Raw genomic sequence first — 20,261 nt, forward strand, 5'->3', positions numbered from 1 at the left:
TGCGAATAAAACCTTACTACTTAGATTATTACCATCTAAAGTGTGCAAATGCTTTATTAGCTTCTGCCATTTTGTGTGTATCTTCTCTTTTCTTAACACTTGCTCCTACGTTATTAGCTGCATCCATTATTTCTTTTGCAAGCTTTTCACGCATGGTTTTTTCTCCTCTTTTTCGAGAATAACCTACGAGCCATCTTAATCCCAAAGTTTGTCTTCTCTCTGGTCTAACTTCGATAGGAACCTGATAAGTTGCTCCGCCGACTCTTCTTGCTTTAACTTCAAGAACTGGCATGATGTTGTTCATAGCTTTTGTAAAAATCTCCAAAGGATCTTCACCTGTTTTTTCTTTCATGATGTCAAAAGCATCATATACGATTGTTTGAGCAACACCTTTTTTTCCATCATACATAAGCTGGTTGATCAGTTTAGAAACAACTTTATCTTTGTATATTGGATCTTCCATTACTTCTCTTTTAGGTATGTGACCTTTTCTTGGCACTTTGCTTCCCTCCTTAACATAATTTAATTCACAGGTACTCGACAAATAATATGCCGTCGTGCACAAAATGCATTCATCTTTGCAACCGTGTTATATGTTAACACCTGAAGCATCAATGCGACAATTTCTCAACATAACATTAAAAATTGTATATATATATTATGGCGCGATGCATCATAACCTGCATAGTGTGCCGGATATCATCTAATTATTTTTTCTGTTTTTCCCTTTTAGCTCCATACTTGGATCTTGCTTGCTTTCTCTTAGCAACACCAGCTGTATCAAGGGTACCTCTTACAATGTGATATCTAACCCCTGGTAAGTCTTTAACTCTTCCGCCTCTTATAAGAACAACGCTATGCTCTTGTAAGTTGTGGCCTACTCCTGGAATATAAGCTGTAACTTCAACACCTGTTGTTAATTTAACTCTGGCAATTTTTCTTAAAGCTGAGTTAGGTTTTTTAGGTGTTACAGTCTTAACTGAAGTACAAACTCCTCTTTTTTGAGGTGAATGTGATTCATTCATCTTCTTCTGAAGTGTGTTGTAGCTTACATTCAATGCTGGAGAATTAGACTTATATGTTACTCTTTCTCTACCTTTTCTCACTAACTGGTTAATCGATGGCATTCGTGCACCTCCTTGCAAAATATTTTTATTTTAAAACGGCAGCCGCCGCTGCGTTTACATTAATACCACAGACTAATCCAAGTTCCTTCATAGTATCAAAATAAACTATTTCAACATTATGTTCCTTGCACGCATCTGTGATGGGTTTAGTAACATGCAAATCAGCATCCTTTGATATATATATCTTTACAGCTTCATTTCTGGATAAAGCTCTCAAAGTCTGCTTCTTTCCTATTACTATTTTGTTGTTGTCTTTCATTGCAATCACCCTTTACTAATTACTCAGTTCATGGATATGCTATATTCCATGAACCGAGTACAATTATTTAAGGATTAAAACACTAGAGTATTCTACCATCTTATTTTTTAGATGTCAAATATTTTTTCAACTTTCATTTACTCATTAACAGGTTCTTCTTTTTCTTCTATTTCAACATCTTTAGTGGTTACTCCAATATTTCTGTATTTCTTCATTCCTGTTCCCGCCGGTATAAGTTTACCTATAATGACATTTTCTTTAAGTCCAATCAAACTATCAACTTTTCCCTTTGTAGCGGCATCTGTTAATACTCTTGTTGTCTCCTGGAATGATGCAGATGCAAGGAATGAATCCGTGGCAAGTGATGACTTTGTAATACCAAGCAATGCAACCTCACCAACAGCAGGCTCTTTTCCTTCTTCAATGGCTTTATCATTCTGTTCTTTAAACTCAAATGATGACACCAGACTGCCAGGAAGAAGACTAGTATCGCCCGAATCCTCAATTCGAACTTTATTTACCATCTGTCTTACTATTACTTCAACATGCTTATCGCTTATGTCAACACCCTGCATTCTGTAAACCCTTTGAACCTCCATAAGAATATACGATTCAAGGGCTTTCATTCCTTTTATGTTCATAATATCATGAGGATTAACTGAACCTTCCGTAATCTTATCTCCGGCTTCTAGGTGATCCCCCTCGGAAACAAGTACCTTTGACCCATAAGGTATCAAATATGTCTTGCTTTCCATAGATTCGTTGTTTGTAATTGTAACTTCTCTTTTATGAATTTTTTCCGTTAATGTAACTCTACCAGGAATTTCTGAAATTATTGCCTGGCCTTTCGGCTTTCTTGCTTCAAAAAGCTCCTCTATACGAGGCAAACCTTGAGTTATATCACTTGCCGCAGCAATACCGCCGGTATGGAACGTACGCATTGTAAGCTGTGTACCAGGCTCGCCAATTGACTGAGCAGCAATGATTCCAACTGCTCCTCCAACATTAACAAGCTTTCCTGTAGCAAGGTTGGTACCATAGCATTTTGCACACACCCCATGAGGAGTCTTGCACGTCAAAACGGATCTTACTTTAACCTTTTTTATACCTGAATCCTGAATTTTATGTGCAGTTTCTTCGGAAATAAATCCTCCGGATTTCACCATTATTTCACCTGTTTCAGGGTTTATAATATCGTCAGAAGCATATCTGTCTGCACATCTTTCACTTAATTCTTCTATCACTTCTTTACCGTCAACAAAAGCTTCAACTTCAATTCCGTCTGTTGTACCACAATCAACTTCTCTTACAATAACATCCTGGCTTACATCTACAAGCCTTCTTGTTAAATAACCTGAGTCTGCTGTTCTAAGAGCCGTATCTGTTAATCCTTTTCGAGCTCCTGTAGCTGAAAGGAAGAATTCAAGAACTGTAAGTCCTTCTCGGAAGTTTGACTTAACCGGAACCTCAACTGTCTTACCTGTGGCACTCGCCATAAGTCCACGCATACCTGCCAGCTGTTTTATCTGGTTACGGCCTCCACGGGCTCCGGATACTGACATGATATAAATAGAATTTAGAGGGTCCAAGTTACTCATCAACGCCTCTGTAACATCTTCAGTTGTCTGATTCCAAATCTTAATTACATTTTCGTATCTTTCTTCATCGGTCATCAAACCTCTTCTGTACTTCTTTTCATATTCGATAACCTGTTTTTCAGCTTTTTCAATAAGTTCTTTCTTTTTTTCAGGAACAGTTATGTCGCTGACACTTATTGTTATTGCTCCCTTTGTGGAATATTTATAGCCTTTTGACTTTATTCCATCCAATACGTCAGCTGTTTTTGAGTTGCCGTATTTTCTAAAACATCTGTATATTATTTCCTCAAGATGTTTTTTCGTAACTGTTTTATCAATTTCAAGTGAGAATTTGTCTTTTTCTCTGTCAACAAAGCCTAGATTCTGAGGAATATTTTCGTTAAATATAAACCTTCCTGCAGTACTTTCAACAAACCTGGTTTCTCCGTCTATTGTCTTTCTCAGCTTTATTCTGGCATGCAAATCAATGTTTTGATTGAAATATGCCAACATCATTTCATCATAGTCTTTAAAAACCATTCCATGTCCCTTTGAGTTTTCTATTTCCAAGGTCATGTAGTAGCTTCCAAGAACCATATCCTGTGTAGGTGTGGTAATAGGTCTTCCGTCTTTTGGAGCCAAAATATTGTTTGTTGACATCATCAAAAATCTTGATTCTGCCTGCGCTTCTACCGATAAAGGAACGTGTACCGCCATCTGGTCTCCGTCAAAGTCGGCATTGTATGCCGTACATACCAAAGGGTGCAGCTTGATAGCTTTTCCTTCAACAAGCACAGGCTCAAATGACTGAATTCCAAGTCTGTGAAGCGTAGGTGCACGGTTAAGCATTACCGTATGGTCTTTGATTATTTCATCTAATACGTCCCATACTGCAGTATCCACCTTTTCAACTTTTTTCTTTGCGCTTTTAATATTGTGTGCCGTTCCATTCTCAACAAGTTTCTTCATAACAAACGGCTTGAAAAGCTCAAGAGCCATCTTTTTCGGAAGGCCGCACTGGTTAAATTTAAGCTCAGGACCGACAACTATAACCGAACGGCCTGAATAGTCAACTCTCTTTCCCAGTAGGTTTTGTCTAAAACGCCCTTGCTTTCCTTTAAGCATATCTGACAGAGATTTTAATGGTCTGTTTCCTGGGCCTGTTACAGGTCTTCCTCTTCTTCCATTATCTATTAATGCGTCAACAGCTTCCTGTAACATCCTTTTTTCATTTCTTACTATTATGTCAGGTGCTCCTAAATCAAGAAGCCTCTTCAATCTGTTGTTTCTGTTTATAACTCTTCTGTAAAGATCGTTTAAGTCTGATGTAGCAAAACGCCCACCGTCAAGTTGAACCATCGGTCTTAATTCCGGAGGAATAACAGGTACAGCATCTAAAATCATCCATTCCGGTCTGTTGCCTGAAATTCTAAAAGCTTCAATGACTTCCAATCTTCTTGTTATTCTTATTTTTTTCTGTCCTTTGCTATCCTTCAGCTGACTTTTAAGCTCGGCAGCTTCATTTTCAAGGTCTATTTTTTCAAGAAGTTTTTTTATTGCTTCCGCACCCATCTCTGCCTTAAAAGCATTTTTATAATGGTCTTTATATTCTCTGTACTCCATTTCTGTCAAAAGCTGTTTTTCAGACAAAGAAGTGTCACCTGCTTCAGTAACAACATATTGTGCAAAATACAAAACTTTTTCCAACGCTCTTGGAGACATATCTAGAATTAATCCCATTCTAGATGGTATACCTTTAAAATACCATATGTGAGATACCGGGGCAGCAAGCTCAATGTGCCCCATTCTTTCTCTTCTTACCTTTGCTTTTGTAACCTCAACTCCGCATCGGTCACAAACAACACCTTTATATCTTACTCTTTTATACTTTCCGCAATGACATTCCCAGTCTTTAGTAGGTCCAAATATTTTTTCACAGAAAAGACCGTCTTTCTCTGGCTTTAATGTACGATAATTTATTGTTTCTGGTTTTTTAACTTCTCCTCTAGACCATTGTCTGATTTTATCCGGAGATGCCAAGCCAATTCTTATTGATTCGAAATTATTGTAATCTATCAAGGAGTTCGCTCCCTTCATTATAATTTTGTTCACCTGGTCCTTCTTGTATCTTAAAAATCATCTTCACTGTCATAGTCATCTTCTACATCAATATCCTCTTCATAGACATCAACATCGTCAATATCTTCAACATCAACATCATCAGTTTCCCCAACTTCTTCAGAGTTGCTTTGAATATCGACCTCGTTCATTCCTTCTTCTTCAACATAAGTCATATCTCCGAGGTTCTCTCCGTCAATATGGGTATCATCATCAGTATCCATCGTGTCAACTATTTCAACTTCATCTTTTTCGCTGGTAATAATTTTAATATCCAGCGATAAACTCTGCAATTCTTTTACAAGTACCTTAAATGATTCAGGAATTCCAGGTTCAGGAATATTTTCGCCCTTAACGATGGCTTCGTATGTTTTAACCCTACCATTAACATCATCAGATTTAACCGTAAGTATTTCCTGTAATGTATGAGCCGCGCCATATGCTTCCAGAGCCCAAACTTCCATTTCTCCGAACCTTTGTCCTCCGAACTGAGCTTTACCTCCAAGAGGCTGCTGAGTTACCAATGAATAAGGTCCTGTTGAACGAGCATGTATTTTATCATCAACCAAGTGATGGAGTTTAAGCATATACATGTAGCCGACAGTTACAGGTCCATCAAAATATTCGCCGGAACGTCCGTCTCTCAGTTCAATTTTACCGCTTCTAGGATATCCAGCCATTTCAAGGGCATCCCATATATCATCTTCTATCGCTCCGTCAAAAACAGGTGTAGCCACATTCCATCCAAGCTTTTTAGCAGCGAGTCCAAGGTGGACTTCCAAAACCTGGCCTATGTTCATACGCGAAGGCACGCCCAAAGGATTTAACACTACTTGCAACGGAGTTCCGTCAGGCAGGAACGGCATATCCTCCTCAGGCATAATTCTCGATATAACACCTTTGTTACCGTGGCGACCACACATTTTGTCACCTACATTTATTTTACGTTTTGTTGCAATATAAACTCTTACCATTTTGCTTACTCCGGGACTTAATTCATCACCGTTTTCTCTTGTAAATACTTTAACGTCAACAATTATACCCGTTTCACCGTGAGGAACCTTCAATGAAGTGTCTCTTACTTCTCTAGCTTTTTCGCCGAAAATTGCCCTCAACAGTCTTTCTTCAGCTGTTAATTCTGTTTCACCTTTAGGAGTAACCTTTCCTACAAGTATATCTCCGGATTTTACTTCTGCTCCGATTCTGATTATACCTCTTTCATCAAGATCCTTAAGTGAATCGTCTCCAACATTCGGAATGTCTCTTGTTATTTCTTCCGGTCCTAATTTTGTATCTCTCGCTTCAGATTCATATTCTTCAATATGGAGAGATGTAAGCACATCATCCATAACAAGCTTTTCATTGAGCAGCATGGCATCCTCGTAGTTGTAACCTTCCCAAGTCATAAAGCCTATCATAAGATTCTTTCCTATGGCCATGTCTCCGTTATCCGTAGAAGGGCCATCCGCAATGATCTGACCTCTTTTTATTTCTTCACCCTTGTTGATTATCGGTCTTTGATTGATGCATGTACCGCTGTTAGAACGCTTAAACTTCAGCAAAGGATACTTTTCAATCATTCCGTTATCGCTTCTTTTGATTAAAATTTCCGATGAATTTACAGAAATAGCAACTCCATCGTTATCCGCTACAATAACAGCACCTGAATCCTTTGCCGCTTTATACTCAAGACCCGTTCCTATAACAGGAGCCTCTGTTACAAGCAGAGGAACAGCCTGTCGCTGCATGTTAGCACCCATAAGAGCACGGTTAGCGTCATCATTTTCAAGGAACGGAATCATACCAGTACCAATTGATATTACCTGCTTAGGAGAAACCTCCATATAATCAACCTTATCTCTTGAAACAATTTCATTGACACCGTCTATACCTCTTACAACAACACGCGTATGAGCAAATGTACCATCTTCATTCAATGGTTCATTAGACTGAGCAATTATCTTTGTATCTTCTATATCAGCCGTAATATAATCAATTGTATCTGTTACACGGCCTGTTTCTTTATCTACTTTTCTGTATGGAGCCTCAAGAAATCCATAGTCATTTATTCTTGCATAAGTTGCAAGAGATGTAATAAGTCCGATGTTAGGGCCTTCTGGAGTTTCAATAGGGCACATTCTTCCGTAATGTGAATGGTGAACGTCTCTTACTTCAAAGCTTGCTCTGTCCCTTGACAATCCTCCAGGTCCCAATGCAGACATTCTTCTTTTATGCGTAAGCTCAGCTAAAGGATTTGTCTGGTCCATAAACTGAGAAAGCTGACTGGAACCAAAAAATTCTTTAATCGCAGCGGAAACAGGCCTAATATTAATCAAGACTTGTGGTGTCACAACATCAACATCTTGAATAGTCATTCTTTCTCTGACTACCCTTTCCATTCTGGAAAGGCCTACTCTTACCTGATTTTGAAGTAACTCGCCTACAGATCTAAGCCTTCTGTTGCCTAAATGATCTATGTCATCGGTATCACCGACACCTTTAAACAAGCCCAATTGGTAATTTGCAGAAGCCATCATGTCCTCAACAATAATATGTCTAGGAGAAAGCAGCTTTATATTATCAATTATGGCCTTTTCAATATCTTCAACAGAACTGTTTTCTTCAAGTATTTTTTTCATAACGGGATAGAAAACACGTTCTTTTAAACCAATTTTCTCAAAATCTATATCTAAGCCAAATACTTCCGGATCTACAAACTTATTCGATAATACTTTGGTTACCTTTTCGTCAGCATTAAAAACAGCTACTTCAAATATACCCGCTGCTTCTAATTTTTGTATCGTTTCGCTGTTGAATTGATAATCTTTATGTACTAAGATTTCTCCGGTTTCTTTGTCTACTACGTCTTCAGCGGAACGTCTTCCCATAATTCTATTTTCAAAACTTAACTTTTTGTTAAACTTATATCTTCCGACTTTTGCAAGATCATATCTTTTTGGGTCAAAGAAAAGGGAATTTATTAAAGAAGAAGCGCTATCAAGTGTCGGTGGTTCTCCCGGTCTTAATCTTTTATATATTTCTATTAGTGCTTCGTCTGAATTTGCAGTGTTGTCCTTTTCCAGCGTTTTCAAAAGCTGCTCCGTTTCTCCCAACGTTTCGATAATCTGAGAATTTGAAGAAAGCCCCATGGCTCTAACAAGCACTGTGGCCGGAAGTTTTCTTGTACGGTCTACTCTTACATATATAATATCGTTTGAGTCCGTTTCATACTCAAGCCATGCCCCTCTGTTTGGAATAAGTGTAGCCTCATAAAGTTCCTTACCTACCTTATCCCTAGTCATATTGTAATAAACTCCGGGCGATCTGACTAGCTGGCTGACAATAACACGCTCTGCTCCGTTAATAATGAATGTTCCTCTGTCAGTCATTAGAGGAAAATCACCCATAAATGTTTCTTGCTCCTTAATCTCTCCAGTTTCTTTATTAATAAGTCTTACTTTTAGCTTTAAAGGAACTGAATACGTTGCATCTCTTTCTTTACATTCTACTTCGCTGAATTTAGGTTCTCCATATAAAGAATGATCCACAAACTCCAGAATTAAATTGCCGGTATAATCCTCGATGGGAGAAATATCGTCAAATACCTCTTTAAGTCCTTCACTTAAAAACCATTCGTACGATCTTTTCTGAACCTCAATCAAATCCGGCAAATCTAAAACTTCATCAATTTTAGAGTAAGTCATTCTCACTCTATTACCTATTTTCACAGGATGCGGCATTTTTTCACCCCTTAGTAATTTTTTTTGGCATACAAATTCTGTGCCAACATTTTATGCTCATGGCAATATAATATATTATCACTATGATTTTTTTCTGTCAATACATTTTTTAAAATTATTTAATAATTTCATCAATTTCTTTTGATACTAATCGTCAAAAATTACTCCAATACAATAAATTACAAAAACAGAATACTCTTCAAAATAAAGCATATTTTAGAAAATGCGCCTTAATTATTATTTACAATATTTAAAAAAATATACAACATTAATTGAAAAAAAGGCTTTACTTTTTTGCGTAAAGCCTTTTATTGTCAATGTAATTTAAATAATTAAATTCAATTATTTGATTTCTACAGATGCGCCTTCAGCTTCTAAAGCTTCTTTCATTTTTTCAGCATCTTCCTTAGAAACAGCTGACTTTAATGTTGTAGGTGCTTTGTCAACAGCATCCTTTGCTTCTTTCAAACCAAGCCCTGTTAACTCTCTTACTACTTTTATTACTTTAATTTTTCCGCCGCCTGCTGCTGTCAACACTACATCAAATTCAGTTTTTTCTTCTGCTGCAGCTGCTGCTCCGCCTGCTGCTGCACCAGCTACCGCTACAGGAGCTGCTGCTGATACACCAAATTCCTCTTCTATTGTTTTTACTAATTCATTTAATTCTAATACTGATAACTTCTTTATTTCTTCAACAAAGTTTGTTATTTTTTCACTTGCCATTTCAAATTACCTCCTGGTATATTATATTTTAATTTTATTTGTTTTTACATTTTGCGCAGCCGGGTTAGGGCTTCGCGCAGTTTCGTTCACCAATTTATTTATTCGCTATCGCTCGTATACATTGGGAACTTATTGCGAAAGATCTACCACTATTTTTCAGAAAAATCACTCTGAAAAACAGGGTTAGGGCTTCGCGCAGTCTCATTCACCAAAATATTTGCTCCTTACGTCGCATATTTTGGGAATTCGTTGCGAAAGACCTACCAACTATTTTTCAGAAAAAACCGCTCTGAAAAATAGGGTTAGGGCTTCTTACGCTACTTCTTCGTCTTTCTTAGCTACTTGATCAAGCAGATAAGCAAGATTTCTGATATTTCCTTGTAATACTCCAGCCAACTGTGCAAGAAGTACTTCTCTTGACGGAACACTTGCCAATGCTTTTACTTCATCCGCATTCATAACCTTGCCTTCAGATATACCGGCTTTAATTACAAGAGTGTCATTGCTTGTCTTAGCAAAGTCATTTGTTACTTTTGCAGCAGATACTTCATCGTCGAAAGAAATTGCAACCGCATTTGGTCCCTCCAAATTGGAAGTCATATCCTTATAGCCTAGTTCTTCAAACGCAAAGCGCATTAATGTATTTTTATACACTTTGTAATCAACGCCTACTTCTCTGCACTTATTTCTTAATTCAGTAGCTTTTTCAACTGTCAGGCCGTTATATTCAACCAACACAATCGATTTAGCACTTCTAAACTTCTCTGTTATATCACTCACTACCTGTTTTTTCTGTTCTAAAGCTGTTTGATTCACGTCTAACTACACCTCCTTATAAAAATTGCAGTCCTGTTCACAAATTTATTCCATCCTATGGAATTATCCGGAACACATAAAAAAATCTCTCCGCAGACGAAGAGAAATTGATTTATTAGTTCTCACCTCGGTCGGATATTTAAGCTATTTTACAGCACCAACTGTCTGCGGTATTTATTTAATTGTCGATTAATTTATCAATTTAAGATAGTTCCAAAGCCGATACTATTCAGATACTTTTGACGTATTAACTTTTAGTCCCGGTCCCATTGTGCTAGCAACAACGCAGCTTTTCATATATTTACCTTTAGCTGCAGCCGGCTTAGCTTTAGCAATCGCCTGAACCATTGTTCTAATATTGTCAACCAATTTTTCTGAACCAAAAGATTTTTTACCTACAGGAACGTGAATAATATTTGTTTTGTCAAGTCTGTATTCAACCTTACCTGCTTTAATCTCCTGAATAGCTTTTGCTACATCAAATGTAACTGTTCCTGATTTTGGGTTCGGCATTAATCCTTTTGGACCTAACACTCTACCAAGTCTACCTACAACACCCATCATATCAGGAGTTGCTATAACAACGTCAAAATCAAACCAGTTTTCTTTTTGAATTTTATCAGCTAACTCAGCTTCTCCTACGAAATCTGCTCCGGCGTCAGTAGCTTCTTTAGCCTTGTCGCCCTTAGCAAATACCAATACACGAACTGTCTTTCCAGTTCCATGCGGAAGAACTATAGCTCCTCTTACTTGTTGGTCTGCATGTCTTGAATCTACACCTAATTTAACGTGCAATTCTATTGTTTCGTCAAAATTAGCTTTTGCTGTTGCAAGCATCACTTCCACAGCATCTTCTAAATCATATAATTTCAATTTATCAATTGATTTTATACTGTCTTGATATTTTTTTCCTCTTCTTGGCATATCATTAACCTCCTTAGTGGTCAAACAGCCTTTAGGGCCTCCCACAGTGCCATTGTTATTTTTCTACTGTAACGCCCATACTTCTTGCAGTACCTGCTACTAAACTCATAGCTGCTTCTATTGTATTAGCGTTTAAATCCGGCATTTTAACTTTAGCGATTTCTTCGCATTTTGCCTTTGAAAGTGTTGCTACTTTCTTTTTGTTTGGTTCTCCTGAACCGCTTTCAATTCCAACTGCTTTTTTAATTAGAACTGCCACAGGCGGAGTCTTTGTGATAAATGTAAATGATCTATCTTGATAGACAGTTAATACAACCGGTATAATCATACCTGCCTGATCAGCTGTTTTTGCATTGAATTCTTTACAAAATCCCATAATATTCACGCCATGAGGTCCTAAAGCTGTACCAACCGGTGGAGCTGGAGTAGCCTTTCCTGCTGGTATTTGCAGTTTTACTATAGCTGTTACCTTTTTAGCCATATTGTTGCACCTCCTTCATACGAAACGCATGTATCTATTGAAAAGTATTACACTCTTTCAATCTGTTCATAATCAAGTTCAATAAGAGTTTCTCTTCCGAACATTGATACAAAAGCTTTAATTTTTCTTTTTTCCTGACTGATGCTTTCTACAGCACCGATAAAGTCCTCAAAAGGTCCTTCTTTTACCTTGATGGTATCTCCAGGTACAAGTTCAATTGCAGGAAGCCTATCAACAACACCAAGTGCTTTTACTTCTTCATCTGTCAATGGAACGGGTTTGGATCCAGGACCAACAAAGCCAGTCACACCTCTTGTATTTCTTACAAGATACCAAGATTCATCAGTCATTATCATTTTAATTATAACATAACTCGGGAACATTTTTCTTTCTTTCATTTTCTTCTTGCCGTTTTTAACTTCTGCAACTTCTTCAACCGGCACTCTGACTTCGAAAATAGTATCCTGCATTTCTCTGTTTTCCACTAATTTTTCGATATTTGCTTTTACTTTGTTCTCATGTCCCGAATATGTATGAACAACATACCATCTTGGTCCTTGTGATTCTTGCTTCATACCCGAATTACTCCTTCTTATACAATCAACGCAACCAAATTTTGGAATATGAGATCTAGTCCCCAAATTACAAGTGTCATAGTAAAAGTAGTAGCCAGCACTACAACGGTATAATTTGTTAATTCCTTTTTAGTAGGCCAATTAACTTTTTTTAATTCTGCTTTTACGCCTTTAAAATAATTACTTACACGAGCTGTAAATTTTGGTTTTTCATTTTCTCTATTTGACATTTACCAACACCTCAATACGGTTATTTTGTTTCCTTGTGAAGAGTATGTTTTTTACAGAATTTACAATATTTGTTCAACTCTATTCTTTCAGGGTTTTCTCTTTTGTTTTTTTCTGTATCATAATTTCTTTGTTTGCACTCTGTGCAGGCCAGTTTAACTGCTACTCTCATTTCAACACCTCCAGACCCTTATTAGTTAATAAGACTCATTATCCAATATAAGATATCACAAAACAATTTCACTGTCAATAATTTTATTTTTATGATTACCTTATTTTTACAATTAATTCATAAAATTTTTATCCACTAAAAAAAGCTCCTGCAAAGCAAAAGCTTTTTTAAAAAATTACAGTTTATTTTACAATATTGTTTCTAAGTTGTCAATAGTTTTTTTGAAAAAACCGCTCTGAAAAATAGAGTTAGGGCTTCGCGCAGTTTCGTTCACCAATTCATTTGCTCGCTTTCGCTCGCATTAATTGGGAACTCATTGCGAAAGACCTACCGCTATTTTTCAGAAAAAACCGCTCTGAAAAATAGGGTTAGGGCTTCGCGCAGTTTCGTTCACCAATTCATTTGCTCGCTTTCGCTCGCATTAATTGGGAACTCATTGCGAAAGACCTACCGCTATTTTTCAGAAAAAACCGCTCTGAAAAATAGGGTTAGGGCTTCTTATTTTATTATACTTGTAACAACACCTGAACCAACTGTTCTTCCGCCTTCTCTGATAGCGAATCTCAATCCTTCTTCTATTGCTATTGGGTGGATTAATTCTACTATAAATCTTGCGTTATCTCCAGGCATGCACATTTCTGTTCCTTCTTCAAGGTCGATCTGGCCTGTTATATCTGTTGTTCTGAAATAGAACTGTGGTCTGTATCCGTTAAAGAATGGTGTATGTCTTCCACCTTCTTCTTTTGTTAATACATAAACTTCTGCATTAAATTTTGTATGTGGTGTTATTGTACCTGGTTTTGCTAATACCTGACCTCTTTGGATTTCATTTCTCTGAATTCCTCTTAACAGTGCTCCGATATTATCTCCTGCCTGTGCCTGATCAAGTAATTTCTTGAACATTTCTACACCTGTACAAACTGTTTCTGCTGGCTCCTCTGCTAATCCAACTATCTGGATTTTATCCTGTACCTTCAGAACTCCTCTTTCTACTCTTCCTGTTGCAACTGTTCCTCTTCCTGTTATTGAGAATACATCCTCTACAGGCATTAAGAACGGTTTATCTATGTCTCTTTCTGGAGTTGGTATCCATTCGTCTACCGCTGCCATTAATTCGATAATTTTGTCTCCCCATTCTCCTGAAGGATCTTCAAGAGCTTTTAATGCTGAACCTTTTACTATTGGAGTGTTGTCTCCATCGAATTCATATTCAGATAATAATTCTCTGATTTCCATTTCTACCAATTCGATTAATTCTGGATCATCTACCATATCTTCTTTGTTTAAGAATACTACTAATCTTGGAACACCAACCTGTCTTGAAAGAAGGATGTGCTCTCTTGTCTGAGGCATAGGACCATCAGCTGCAGAAACAACAAGTATTCCTCCGTCCATCTGTGCTGCTCCAGTTATCATGTTCTTTACATAGTCAGCATGGCCTGGGCAGTCAACGTGTGCATAGTGTCTGTTTGCAGTTTCATACTCAACGTGTGATGTCGATATAGTGATTCCTCTTTCTCTTTCTTCCGGAGCCTTATCGATATTATCAAATGCTACGCTTTCTCCTGTGCCAAATCTATCATGCAGTGTTCTAGTAATTGCCGCTGTTAATGTAGTCTTACCATGGTCAACGTGCCCAATTGTTCCTATATTAACATGGGGCTTACTTCTTTCATATTTTGCTTTTGCCATATTTGCTTCCTCCTGGAATATTTAATATAGTTTTTATTTAGTTGGAGCTTACGAGCAGACTCGAACTGCCGACCTCTTCATTACCAATGAAGTGCTCTACCGCCTGAGCTACGCAAGCATTATGTCAAATAGTCTAAATTTGTCAATGTAAATTATACCAACAAAAATAAAATAAATCAATAGTAAAATTAGGATAAAGAATAATTGTATAACAACGGGGTAATAATGGCTAAGTAATCAGCTTTAACATCACATATCTTTTAACAGTTTTTTTCTGTTGCAGATGATCTTTTTCTTAGCTCTATGGAGCGCATTGTCAATTGATTTTATATTTCTGTTAAGTGTAGCCGAAATTTCTTCATAAGACTTACCCTTCCCATATTCAGCCAGTACAATCCTTTCAAAATTACTTAATATTTCTGAAGTGACACTGCTGTATTGATTTTTTTCTTCTTCATGTATCAAAACGTTTTCTGGATTACTATTTAAATCGGTATATTCGTTCGCCAGAATAATTTCTTCTACTTCATTTGAAAAATCGTAGAAGGAAGTATTTCTTATTATCATCTCATAAGACTTAGTCTTTCTTATAGCAGATATTATCTGCCTTCTTATGCATATCTCGGCATATGTTCTAAAACTGCTCCCGTTACCCTCGTCATAGCTGTTCATGGCGTTTATTAGCCCTATCATAGCTTCCTGAAATAAATCATCGATACTTCCTCCAATAATAAAAAAGGAGCTTGCTATTCTCTTAACTATAAATGAATACCTTTTAAACAAACATCTTTCTGCTTGTTCATTGCATTCTTTAATCAAGCATATAAGCTCTTCGTCAGAAAATTTGTCATATTCCTGTTTATAATAATTCAAATTGTTATAAATGCTAATTGAACTTATCATATATACACTCCGCCGCTATTAATAATATCTTATAAATCCTTATTGAAATTATAATAAACAGAGCAGAATATATCCTCCACTATCTATAGCTTCAAAAGTTGTTTAGCTTTTTAAGCAGAAGATAAATCATCCCCCCAAAACTATGTTAAAATTTATACGTGTTTCAAGAAAATTATATTAATATTTACATAATATGTCAAGACGCTAAATGTTTCTTCTGATTTTTTCAAGCTTATTCAAAGTTTCCTTGTCCAATATTTGGTCAATATTTGTTCCCTTTTGTTCTCTTTTGTCGGTTTTTGTCCTAATATCTTTTTTTGTTTTTTCAAGTTCAAGAAGCATTTCCTGAGCAGATATCCTTGTTCCGCCACGAGCCAGTACGATTTGCTGAATGGCATTATCTGACGTGGCAACCTGCACAATTTCGTAGCGGCCTATTTTATCCAACTGTTTTTCAATATAGCTGTCAGCAGTTTCATGCTCCCTTGTATACACAACCTTAACCCCAGCTGTTGTTTCTATTTTTTCGATACTTCCCTTTACAAGGTGAGCATCAAAGACTACAATCACCTTTATTCCTCTGTAGGCCTGATACTCAACTAGAAGTTCAATAAACTTATTTCTGCTGTTAGCAATATTTTTTGATATATCCTTGTAATACCACCACTGATTTATAACATTATAACCATCAATGAATAGATATTCTTTTTTTGTTCTAGACATTTCAGATTGTCCTTTGCTTCATTATTTCATATATAATTACAGAAGCGGCACATGATGCGTTCAATGAATTAATTTTGCCTTTCATTGGAATTTTCACAAGATTATCGCATTTTTCCTTAACCAGACGACTTATCCCAGAGCCTTCGCTTCCTATTACAAGACCTACAGGAGAATCAAACTTTTCCTCCCAAACCTCTTTTCCGTTCATGTCTGCACCGTATATCCACAAGCCCTTTTCTTTTAATTCATCTATAGCTTGGCTAATATTTGTAACTCTGGCAATTGGGATATATTCAACGGCGCCGGCTGATGATTTTGATACAACACCGTTGACCTGCGCAGCTCTTCTTTTTTGTATTATTACCCCATGTGCTCCCATGCACTCAGCAGTACGCACTATTGCACCAAAATTATGAACATCTGTTATACCGTCAAGAATTATAACAAAAGGCTTTTCACCTTTTTCTATGGCGCAGTTAAGTATATCGTCAATTTCCTTGTACTCATATTCCATGGCTTCTGCAATTACTCCCTGGTGTCTTTTGTTCTCACTTAATCTGTCCAAGGTAGACTTATCAACATTCTTTACAATTATGTTTTTATTCTTGGCAAGCTCGATTATTTTCGTTAATGATCCTTGAGCAGCTTCCCTGCTAACTAAAATTGTATCTATCTGCGCATCACTTCTCAACGCTTCAATAACCGGATTTCTTCCTTCAATTATCCTCATGTTTTTCATCCTTTTCATCTATTATTTCTATAATTTTATTAAACAAAAAAATCAGCCTGTCAATATTATTGCTTAGATACAGGTATCCAAGCAGTGCTTCAAAGCCTGTTGCATACCTGTATTCCATTAGTTCTGCATTTTTGGGCGAAGATGTAACCTTAGCATTTCTTCCCCGCTTAACTATTCTTTTTTCTTCCTCGCTAAGCTCGCTGTCAAGCTTATTGATTAAATATGCCTGAGCATTAGCCTTAACAAATTTTACTGATAGTTTATGCATTTTATTCACATTTACATCCCGGCTGTGAATAATATAGCTTCTGACCATAAGTTCATAAACCGCATCACCCGCATATGCCAGCTGTGCAGGCGAATACATCAAATGGTTTTCTTTTGGTATTTTTTCATTCATTTTTTTCAAGAATTCATTTTCTTTATTTTCTAATTTATTTTTTTCCAATTTACACCCTGTCTTGTATCTTCCAACGCTATGCCCTTTTCTAAAAGTTCAGCTCTTATCTCATCAGCCAATTGATAATTTTTATTTTTCTTTGCTTCCTGCCTCTTAGCTATCATTTCCTCTACATATTCAACCATATCATCATGAATTTCTTCCACTTCATCTTCTTTTAATAAATCCAATGATAGAACCTGATCAAAGTTCTCAACCAGCTTAATTTTTTCCGCATTATTAATGTCCTCTGATTTAAGCATATTATACAGTATTGTAATTGCATTTGCCGTATTTAAATCATCTTCAAGGCAGCTCTTGAACTCTTCTTTAAATTTATTAGCTGATTCTGATAATTCTACACTGCTCAAGTCACTTCCGGCACTATCCTTTATTGCTTTTACCCTGCTCTTTAACTTCATATATGCGTTTTCAGCTGATGCCAGCGAATCAAACGAAAATGCAAGTTGCTTTCTATAGTGAGAATTCAACACAAAATATCTGTATGACAAAGGTTTATATCTCTTTTTTTCAACCAAAGAAAGAGTCAGAAACTCGCCTCTCGATTTGCTCATTTTCCCTTCCTGGTCAATTAAAAATTCTCCGTGCCACCAGTATTTTACCCAAGGTTTTCCAGTATAACTTTCTGTCTGAGCAATTTCATTAGTGTGATGCACAGGAATATGATCAACGCCGCCGCAGTGAATATCCATCTCCTCCCCAAGATTCTTAAGGCTTATTACGGAGCATTCAATATGCCAACCCGGATAGCCAACTCCCCAAGGAGAATCCCATTTCATAGCCTGGTTTTCAAATTTTGACTTTGTAAACCACAGAACAAAGTCCTGAGGACTTTTTTTATGTATATCTACTGAAACGTCTTCTCTGGAAGCTGTTTTAAGCTGATCCAAATCCATCCCAGACAACTTTGTATAATCATCTACTTTAGTTATATCAAAATATACATTGCCATTTGCAATATAAGTATAACCCTTTTCTTCTAGACCTTTTATAAACTCTATGTAGTCTTTTATGTAGTCAGTTGCCCTAGCCACCACATCTGGATTTTTAATATTGAGCTTTTCAATATCGGAAAAAAAAGCATCCATATAGTACTGTGCTACTTCCCACACAGTTTTATTTTCTCTTTTTGCTCCCTTGAGCATCTTATCCTCACCTTCGTCTGCATCCGACTCCAGATGCCCAACATCGGTTACGTTCATTACTCTCTTAACGTTGTATCCCAAATATCTCAATGTTTTTACCAGTATATCTTCATGTATGTACGTCCTTAAATTTCCCAGATGCGCATAATTGTATACAGTAGGTCCGCATGTGTACATTTTTACCATTTTTTCATCTATAGGTTTAAAATCTTCGATAGATCTTGATAAAGTATTATAAAGTTTCATTCGAATCTCTCCCCAATTTTTATTCTATTTTAGAATTATTATATAATACAGAAATGATAGTATCAAGCTATTTTTTACCATTGCATCTTCTAATGTAATAATACTGTAACGGATAACTTGTCGAAAAATGTTAGTATAATGTTATTATGAATATACACAAAGGGGGTCGGCATGAAAAAAACACTGTTCACGATTATCATCATTTCTATTCTTTCCATTTCTACTGCTTATGCGATGCAGGTTGGCTATACGAACATTAATGGCATTGCGCTGTACAAAAATACTGATTACACATCAGCCGTCACAAAAGCATTGGACTTAAACACTAAGCTCAAAATTATAGATAAAAAAAACGATTGGTACAATGTAAAAACAGACTCGGGAACTGAGGGATGGATTGAAAAATATTTCGTTACCGTACCTGCGGAAAAATATGTTGTTAACAATACCTCTTATAAAGTAAATGTTCGCACATCTGCCACAACACTTTCCGAAAATGTCGGACAACTTGTACCGGGAGAAAAGGCAAAATACATAGATACATATCACAGCTGGCATATAATAGAATTTAATGAAGAAGAATGTTATGTGGCAAGCTGGCTTACTGACATAGAATATGAGGCGTCTTCTCAAATATACCTGCTGTATGACAAAATTAACATTCGTGACAAAGCAAGTACAAACAGCAGTGTAATTGCAACGGGAAACAGATATGACTCATACGAAGTAATCTCTGAAAAAAATGGATGGTTCCAGATAAAAACTCCAGAAGGGACAACCGGATATGTAGCCGGCTGGCTCACAACTTACAACAAAAATTATTATTCCGAAAGTAATATGGAATACAAAAGAACCACAGATGATTTGAATATCAGATCAGGCCCTTCCATGGAACACGAAGTAGCAGACGTGCTAAGTAAAGGCTCCATAGTAAAAATAGTTGGGGAAGAAAACGGGTGGAATAAAATCATTTCAGAAAACGGTATAGTTGGGTGGTGCTACTCCTATTACTTAAACGAGGTAAATCCGCTGGCTGGAAAATCCATTCTAATTGATCCCGGTCACGGCGGAAAAGATCCCGGAGCAATAAGTTATTCTGGAAAATATGAAAAGTATATTAATCTTGAAGTTGCGGTAAATTTGAAAGCAGTTTTGGAAAATATGGGAGCAAAAGTCTACTTAACAAGAACGGGAGATTACTACATAACAAACAAAGAAAGAGGAAAAATGGCAGATACTCTTGGTACAGACATACTTTTGTCAATACACCACAACGCCCTGGACAATAAGGATTATTTTGGACTGTCAACGTACTACAACACAATAAAATACAAGAGCCCATCTCACGGATTCGACCTAGCAAAGGCGATTTATCTTAATGCTGTAACTATTAACGGAGTGTATAGAGATGGAATTCTAGACAGAAACTATGAAGTGCTTAGAGAAACAAATACGCCGGCAGCCCTTATTGAAATCGGATTTATGACCAATCCGCAGGAGGAAATGAATATATACAACGGAAGTTTTCAGAATATAATGGTTCAGAAAATAGCTAATGGTATCGTTGATTATTTCAAATAATGTAAAAAAGATTCTTCACTTACTCCAGTGGC

Annotated in this window: 19 protein-coding genes, 1 tRNA gene and 1 other annotated feature; of the genes, 1 reads left to right on the plus strand and 19 read right to left on the minus strand. The window is 36.7% G+C overall.

All coding sequences use genetic code 11. The features are described from left to right. Positions 1–28: 28 nt before the first annotated feature. The 19 genes from rpsG to cysS form a co-directional block, all read right to left on the minus strand. On the minus strand, positions 29–499 hold the full coding sequence (rpsG, locus tag RBQ61_RS13675; protein WP_213927174.1) for a 30S ribosomal protein S7: 471 nt from the start codon (positions 497–499) through the stop codon (positions 29–31). 208 nt (positions 500–707) lie between these two features. Next, positions 708–1,127 (minus strand): 30S ribosomal protein S12, encoded by a 420-nt coding sequence (gene rpsL, locus RBQ61_RS13680; RefSeq protein ID WP_213927175.1) that lies wholly within the window; start codon positions 1,125–1,127, stop codon positions 708–710. Between the two features lie 25 nt (positions 1,128–1,152). Next, a complete protein-coding gene (locus RBQ61_RS13685) occupies positions 1,153–1,386 on the minus strand; it encodes a ribosomal L7Ae/L30e/S12e/Gadd45 family protein (RefSeq protein WP_308137805.1) in 234 nt (77 codons plus the stop codon). A gap of 137 nt (positions 1,387–1,523) precedes the next feature. Then, complete coding sequence (gene rpoC, locus RBQ61_RS13690; RefSeq protein WP_308140123.1) at positions 1,524–5,042, minus strand: DNA-directed RNA polymerase subunit beta'; 3,519 nt, start codon at positions 5,040–5,042, stop codon at positions 1,524–1,526. Between the two features lie 50 nt (positions 5,043–5,092). Beyond that, positions 5,093–8,821 (minus strand): DNA-directed RNA polymerase subunit beta, encoded by a 3,729-nt coding sequence (gene rpoB / locus RBQ61_RS13695; protein WP_308137806.1) that lies wholly within the window; start codon positions 8,819–8,821, stop codon positions 5,093–5,095. Between the two features lie 342 nt (positions 8,822–9,163). Further along, positions 9,164–9,544 carry a 50S ribosomal protein L7/L12 gene (gene rplL / locus RBQ61_RS13700; RefSeq protein WP_213927177.1) on the minus strand — a complete coding sequence of 127 codons (381 nt, stop codon included), beginning with the start codon at positions 9,542–9,544 and terminating at the stop codon, positions 9,164–9,166. A 312-nt stretch (positions 9,545–9,856) separates the two neighbouring features. Then, positions 9,857–10,360, minus strand: coding sequence for a 50S ribosomal protein L10 (gene rplJ, locus RBQ61_RS13705; protein WP_308137807.1), 504 nt, complete (start codon positions 10,358–10,360; stop codon positions 9,857–9,859). A 70-nt stretch (positions 10,361–10,430) separates the two neighbouring features. Continuing rightward, positions 10,431–10,549 (minus strand) — a sequence feature (ribosomal protein L10 leader region). Between the two features lie 36 nt (positions 10,550–10,585). Next, on the minus strand, positions 10,586–11,284 hold the full coding sequence (gene rplA, locus RBQ61_RS13710; RefSeq protein WP_308137808.1) for a 50S ribosomal protein L1: 699 nt from the start codon (positions 11,282–11,284) through the stop codon (positions 10,586–10,588). Between the two features lie 55 nt (positions 11,285–11,339). Beyond that, positions 11,340–11,765 (minus strand): 50S ribosomal protein L11, encoded by a 426-nt coding sequence (rplK, locus tag RBQ61_RS13715; protein WP_213927180.1) that lies wholly within the window; start codon positions 11,763–11,765, stop codon positions 11,340–11,342. Between the two features lie 47 nt (positions 11,766–11,812). Then, the gene (gene nusG, locus RBQ61_RS13720) at positions 11,813–12,340 is read right to left on the minus strand and encodes a transcription termination/antitermination protein NusG (protein ID WP_213927181.1); all 528 of its coding nucleotides are present in this window, start codon (positions 12,338–12,340) and stop codon (positions 11,813–11,815) included. Positions 12,341–12,357: 17 nt separating this feature from the next. Continuing rightward, a complete protein-coding gene (gene secE, locus RBQ61_RS13725) occupies positions 12,358–12,570 on the minus strand; it encodes a preprotein translocase subunit SecE (protein ID WP_213927182.1) in 213 nt (70 codons plus the stop codon). A 20-nt stretch (positions 12,571–12,590) separates the two neighbouring features. Then, entirely contained in the window at positions 12,591–12,740 is a 150-nt protein-coding gene (rpmG, locus tag RBQ61_RS13730) for a 50S ribosomal protein L33 (RefSeq protein WP_019227378.1), read from the minus strand. A 498-nt stretch (positions 12,741–13,238) separates the two neighbouring features. Beyond that, positions 13,239–14,432, minus strand: a complete 1,194-nt coding sequence (gene tuf / locus RBQ61_RS13735) for an elongation factor Tu (RefSeq protein ID WP_308137803.1) — start codon at positions 14,430–14,432, stop codon at positions 13,239–13,241. 42 nt (positions 14,433–14,474) lie between these two features. Continuing rightward, positions 14,475–14,550: transfer RNA gene (locus tag RBQ61_RS13740), tRNA-Thr, on the minus strand. Positions 14,551–14,681: 131 nt separating this feature from the next. Continuing rightward, on the minus strand, positions 14,682–15,335 hold the full coding sequence (locus tag RBQ61_RS13745) for a sigma-70 family RNA polymerase sigma factor (protein ID WP_308137809.1): 654 nt from the start codon (positions 15,333–15,335) through the stop codon (positions 14,682–14,684). A gap of 204 nt (positions 15,336–15,539) precedes the next feature. Then, complete coding sequence (locus RBQ61_RS13750; protein WP_308137810.1) at positions 15,540–16,058, minus strand: NYN domain-containing protein; 519 nt, start codon at positions 16,056–16,058, stop codon at positions 15,540–15,542. 1 nt (position 16,059) lies between these two features. Continuing rightward, complete coding sequence (gene rlmB / locus RBQ61_RS13755) at positions 16,060–16,788, minus strand: 23S rRNA (guanosine(2251)-2'-O)-methyltransferase RlmB (protein ID WP_374049883.1); 729 nt, start codon at positions 16,786–16,788, stop codon at positions 16,060–16,062. After that, positions 16,775–17,245, minus strand: a complete 471-nt coding sequence (locus RBQ61_RS13760) for a Mini-ribonuclease 3 (RefSeq protein WP_374049884.1) — start codon at positions 17,243–17,245, stop codon at positions 16,775–16,777. The genes rlmB and RBQ61_RS13760 overlap by 14 nt, the downstream gene beginning before the upstream one ends. Continuing rightward, positions 17,227–18,648 carry a cysteine--tRNA ligase gene (gene cysS, locus RBQ61_RS13765; protein ID WP_308137811.1) on the minus strand — a complete coding sequence of 474 codons (1,422 nt, stop codon included), beginning with the start codon at positions 18,646–18,648 and terminating at the stop codon, positions 17,227–17,229. The genes RBQ61_RS13760 and cysS overlap by 19 nt, the downstream gene beginning before the upstream one ends. 171 nt (positions 18,649–18,819) lie before the next feature. Between cysS and RBQ61_RS13770 the strand changes: the two genes are divergently transcribed. Further along, on the plus strand, positions 18,820–20,229 hold the full coding sequence (locus RBQ61_RS13770; RefSeq protein WP_308137812.1) for an N-acetylmuramoyl-L-alanine amidase: 1,410 nt from the start codon (positions 18,820–18,822) through the stop codon (positions 20,227–20,229). Positions 20,230–20,261 lie beyond the last annotated feature (32 nt).

It is taken from the genome of Sedimentibacter sp. MB35-C1 (genome assembly GCF_030913635.1).
Lineage (GTDB): Bacteria > Bacillota > Clostridia > Tissierellales > Sedimentibacteraceae > Sedimentibacter.